Raw genomic sequence first — 4355 nt, forward strand, 5'->3', positions numbered from 1 at the left:
CGAAGAAGCCGCCGGACTTCCGCCGCAGTTCGCGCAGATCCAGCCGCAGACGGCAGCACATGCTGCGGACGTCGCTGGGCTGCATGTCGCTGTTGACATAATTGGAGAAATACGGCGTGCCGTACTTCGAGGTCATCTCAAACAACAATTTATTATTTTCGGTATCCGACCAGTCGAAATCCTTCGTGATCGAATACGTCGGAATCGGATATTGAAAGCCGCGGCCGTTGGCGTCGCCCTCAATCATGATCTCAATGAAGGCCTTGTTGACCAGATCCATTTCCTTCTGGCAGTCGCCATAGGTGAAATCCTGCGGCTGACCGCCGATAATCGCCGGCTGCTGCGCTAAATCGGAAGGGACGACCCAATCCAGGGTAATGTTGGAAAACGGCGCCTGCGTGCCCCAGCGGCTCGGTGTGTTCACGCCGTAGACAAACGACTCGACGCATTTCTTCACTTCGTCATAGCTCAGATGATCGACCTTGACAAACGGCGCCAGGTAGGTGTCAAACGAGGAGAACGCCTGCGCACCTGCCCATTCGTTCTGCATGATGCCCAGGAAGTTAACCATCTGATTGCACAGCGAAGCCAGATGCTTGGCCGGCTTGGAAGTGATTTTGCCCGGCACGCCGCCTAAGCCTTCCAGAATCAGCTGCTTCAGCGACCAGCCGGCGCAGTAGCCTGTCAGCATCGAAAGATCGTGCAGATGGATATCGCCGCTGCGGTGCGCGTTGGCGATTTCCTCATCATAAATTTCCGAAAGCCAGTAGTTCGCGGTGATCGCACCGCTGTTGTTCAGAATCAAACCGCCGACCGAATAGGTTACGGTTGAATTTTCTTTCACCCGCCAGTCCGTCGCTTTGACATAACTGTCGACCAGCTCTTTATAATCGAGGATTGTCGATTTCATATTGCGGATTTTTTCACGCTGCTTGCGATACAGAATGTACGCCTTGGCGACGTCGGAATATCCGGACTGAATCAGAATCGATTCCACGCTGTCCTGAATGTCTTCGACCTGAATCAGATCGTTTTTGATCTTGCCTTCAAAATCCGCGGTCACCCGCAGAGCAAGCATATCGATCACGCTGGAATGATACTGCTTCTGCTGAGCCTCAAAGGCTTTGGTGATGGCCAGTGAAATCTTGCTGATATCAAATTCCGTAATCATGCCGTCGCGTTTTACTACTTTATACATACTTCTCTACCCTTTCTTTCCTCTACAATCCCCGGAGCTCGGTGTCCGGCACCCATGGAAGCAAAATCCTCCGGAACGCTTCCATCTCTTCTTTTGTGCAGGCGTGCAGCCCTGGCTGGATCACCCGCTCGCTGTCGACAAACTGCTGCAGAACCAGCTTGCGTGCGCCTTTGATCCATTCGCCCAAGCGCCGCATATCCTCCGCGGTATGCAGCTCTCTGACTACTGTCGTTCTGAATTCATACGGGATCCGATCCCGCATTAACAACGCGACGCTTTTTTCAATCGCGGCCAGATCCAGCTTGGCCAGGCCGACCGTTTCGCCATAGCGTTCGCGGCAGTTCTTTAAGTCCATCGCCACGTAATCGACCAGCCCTTCGTCGATCAGATGCTCTAAGCGGTCTGGAAAACTGCCGTTGGTATCCAGCTTGACCGGATAGCCCAGTTCCTTGATCTGCCGTAAGAAAACCTCGATCCCCGGCTGCAGCAGCGGTTCTCCGCCGCTGATACAAATTCCTTCCAGAATTCCCTGCCGCCGATTTAAGAAATCAAACAATTCTTCCTTGGGAATCTGCGCCATATTTTCCGCCAGAAACACCAGATCGGAGTTCTGACAGAACGGACAACGGAAGTTACAGCCGCCGGTAAACAAGGTACTCGCAATTTTTCCCGGATAGTCAAGCAGCGTCATCTTCTGAATTCCAAAAATTCCTACGCTCTCTAATTCCGGTTCTTCTTCCGCTAAATAATCCAGCGCGTTCGCGACCGCCTTACTTTGCAGCTTCTCAAACAACGCCGCCTCCGCTTCACTCATGTTCTGCGTGATCTGATCCCACCATTGTTGGCGGATCAGATAGATCTGACCGATAATCTCCTTCGCTTTCGCCGTTGTCCGCAGCGTCCGCACGCGTTTATCCGCCGGACTGACCTCAATCGTAACGTAACCGACTTCTTCCAGCCGCTGAACACCTTTGGTGACGGTTCCTTTGTCGTAACAGCCCAGCTGCGCCAGACCGTTCATCGTAATGCCTTCGTTCTCATAAATGAAAATTAAAAACGGAAGCTGACCAGATCCCAGCTGATAGGCGTCCAGGACTTTATCGTAGTATTTTTGCGAACAGCGATATAAAATGGACGAATCCGTTAACAGCCGTCCTGTCTTTTCCATCCCCTCACCTCGATTAGTTGGAAATTCAACTATTAAGATGATAGCACGGATAACCTGGACCATCAAGCCTTGTAAACTTGAATTTTTTATTCAAATTTCGACTGAGTTCACTCAAAAGAACTAAGTCCTTTAACCAAGCCTGTTTGCACAGGTTAGCTTAAACTAAGTTAAAGATAATTTTCATTTTTCCAATTTCTGGATTTTTATGTAAACTTGTTTTCAACCTCATTGACGGTTATTCCATTCCCTGAAAGCCAAAAGAAAAGCCGAGCCTGAGCCCGACCTTTCTCTATCGTTTGTGATAATTACGCCTGTGTTTGTTCTTCGTCATCCTCATCTTCATGCCATTTTCTGCCTAAGTACAGCGTTACGGCATTGATCAGGAAGAAGACAACCATCAACAGCGTCCACTTATCAACCAAGACCATCGGCAGCCGCATGTTTTCGGTCAGGACGAAGACGATGACCGAGATGACAGCCGTTAAGCCCGAGATCCACTTGTAGATTCTCTTGCGCTTCAACTGTTCCGGATCTTCTTCTTCATTCATCGCTACGGTCTGATTCTGATCTTCCTCGTCGTCATCCTCTTTCGAGTGCTTCGCGAAAATCAGGAACAGTGCCGCTAACAAGCCGAGCAAGCTGGCGATCAGGTTGATCAGAGCCCAAGAACCCTTATGGCCGACCTGCGGCTGTTCTGGTTCTTCGATCTCTTCGACTTCCGGTGTCGGTGTCGGAGTTACTTCTCCGCCGCCTTCCGGTGTTGTCGGTTCAACGATGACTTCTTCTTCCGGCTGCGGTTCAGGATTAACTGGACCTGGTCCCGGAGGTACAACTGGTACTGGCGGAATGACTGGCGCTAAGCAAGCCTGCGCTTCTTCATTCCATTCCGTGCCTGCCGGACAGCCTGGGTTAACAGGATCCGGATCTGCTGGATTTGCTGTAAAGGTAATCGTGAAAGTAATATCCTCTGTCAGATCCAGCGCCGTAGTTGGAGCCATCGGACTCCAAGTACCGCCCTGATATCCGTTATTCGGACTTGCCTTCGCAATTTGATCGTCGCTCAGATGAGCAATGCCATCAACCGCATATTCACCATTCTCGTTGACCTTATTCAAGGTAAACGGACCCTGGTTAGCGGTAATCGTACCATTCACTGCGTTGTAGTTTACATGAATCTGATACTTATCCGGAATCTCGTCATGATTTTCATCAGCGCTGTAGTAAACGTTGACGATCATTCCCTCTTCCGTGATTGCTTTGCTTTCCGCATGGGTGTAAACGTAATCTTCGATGTCCATCTTATAATCTTCACCGTTGATCGTTTCTCCATGCTTCGCTGGAACTTCCTTCGCTGTTCCGATTTCAGCCTTCGTTTCTTCATCAATGTACTTCACTGTCGCTTGGTATTCATTGATGACGAATGTCGCTACGAATTTCGTATCTTCATTCAATGCGATTTCTGTTGTCGGTTTTTCTGGTGTCCAGCCTGTCAGATGATAACCCAAATTCGGTTCAACTGTTGCGATCTGATTTTCAGCCAGATAAGCGACTCCGTCCATTGCATATTCATGGTTGGCATTGTATTTCGTCAATACAAATGGTCCCTGATTAGCAACAACTTTACCGTTTACTGCGTCATACGTAACTGTGATTTGATATTTATCTGCGATTCCATCTCCTTCTTCAGGATCTTTCTCACCGATATTATCTGCATCATAGTAGAACGTAATTGTCAGATTTTCAGCTGGCATAGTTCCCGTAATGTTTCCTTCTTCATCTGCCTGCAATGTCGATTCATCAACACTGTCAACTTCGATATTCGACAGAACGAAATTACCATTTGCATTTTCTGGGCCTCTTGGAGATTCAGCAATAGCAGACAGGTAATCACGTTTCTCGTCAGCCTTCGTCGTTGTCAGTTCTTCAACAACATTGTTATCAGCATCTCGATAGACATGGGAAACTTTGTAGTTATAGGAATTGACTGTG

Annotated in this window: 3 protein-coding genes; all 3 read right to left on the reverse strand. The window is 49.0% G+C overall.

All coding sequences use genetic code 11. The features are described from left to right. The coding region (locus HOLDEFILI_RS11560) for a ribonucleoside triphosphate reductase (RefSeq protein WP_006059893.1) at positions 1-1198 on the reverse strand (1198 nt) is incomplete at its 3' end. Between the two features lie 22 nt (positions 1199-1220). Next, the gene (locus HOLDEFILI_RS11565) at positions 1221-2366 is read right to left on the reverse strand and encodes an anaerobic ribonucleoside-triphosphate reductase activating protein (protein ID WP_039864833.1); all 1146 of its coding nucleotides are present in this window, start codon (positions 2364-2366) and stop codon (positions 1221-1223) included. Positions 2367-2671: 305 nt separating this feature from the next. Continuing rightward, positions 2672-4355, reverse strand: a 1684-nt coding sequence (locus tag HOLDEFILI_RS11570) for an FILTED domain-containing surface protein (protein WP_006059895.1), incomplete at its 5' end; no start/stop codon positions are given.

The organism is Holdemania filiformis DSM 12042, from assembly GCF_000157995.1.
Lineage (GTDB): Bacteria > Bacillota_I > Bacilli_A > Erysipelotrichales > Erysipelotrichaceae > Holdemania > Holdemania filiformis.

Coding starts and splice junctions, on each gene's coding strand:
- HOLDEFILI_RS11565 (WP_039864833.1), bottom strand. CDS start 2,366: ATGGAAAAGACAGGACGGCTGTTAACGGATTCGTCCATTTTATATCGC.